We start from the raw sequence: 826 nt of genomic DNA, 5'->3' as shown, positions 1-826 counted from the left end.
ATGGCTAGCCGTGGTATCAACTATATCATCTGGAAACAACGTTTCTACGCTCCATACGATAGTAAATATGGACCAGCCTACACGTGGAATCCAATGCCGGATCGTGGTAGTGTGACCGAAAACCACTATGACCACGTTCACGTATCAATGAACTAATCATTAAAATGGAAGTTGGGAACTAATTGAGTTCCCGCTTCTTTTTTTGTGTGATAGTTTCAGGGGAATGGGAAGATTATTCTGAAGCAAGGTGGGCCTGCTATTTTGACTCTGCTGAGTATGTTACTTTTGAAATAAGAAAACCAGCGTCCTGAACGACGCTGGTTTTTGTAGACTCTTATCCATTTCGACGTTTACGGGCTAGTAGGGCTCTGTAAAAGAAGATATGATTGTTTTGGATATAGGGAAGGATTGAAAAACTAGCAATTCCAAAAGTGAGCCAGTTGAGGAAGTACCAAGGGAGTAGTTGTAGGTCGAGGACAAAGCGCTGGAATTTGTAACCCTTCATCAAGAAACGGCTGGTTTTCAGGATTTGACGGGGTTTAGCCTGTCCTAAATCCAGAGTATCGCAGAGGAGGAATTCTACCTGCGAGTAGGCATAATATTGTGGAACGTAGAGGATGTTCCCTACAATCATCAAGATGAGACTCGCGAAAAAGTAGAGGCCAAAGGTCATAAGGAACTGCTCTGTTTCAAGGGATGAGAGGTCTAATTTTGGAAATTCAGGATGTAGGGCGACAAATCTCCGAGCTAAGAGATTGCTATAAAAGAGAAAATAAACGCCTACTAAGTTTGGAATGCTCCATAAAAAGAGGTAGAAACGTTTGAG

1 protein-coding gene and 1 pseudogene are annotated in these 826 nt (G+C 42.4%); one reads left to right on the top strand and one right to left on the bottom strand.

Annotated features, from left to right (window positions below; genetic code table 11):
* Positions 1–156 (top strand): annotated as a pseudogene (locus GMD1S_RS12165) (peptidoglycan-binding protein LysM); the annotation flags it as partial.
* Between the two features lie 178 nt (positions 157–334).
* Here the strand turns inward: GMD1S_RS12165 and GMD1S_RS08395 are convergent.
* Positions 335–826: DUF975 family protein (locus tag GMD1S_RS08395; RefSeq protein ID WP_000664007.1), on the bottom strand; the 492-nt coding region annotated here is incomplete at its 5' end.

Source organism: Streptococcus sp. GMD1S (genome assembly GCF_000296875.1).
In the GTDB taxonomy this organism is placed as follows: Bacteria; Bacillota; Bacilli; order Lactobacillales; family Streptococcaceae; genus Streptococcus.
This window is presented reverse-complemented; position numbering and strand designations above follow the sequence as displayed.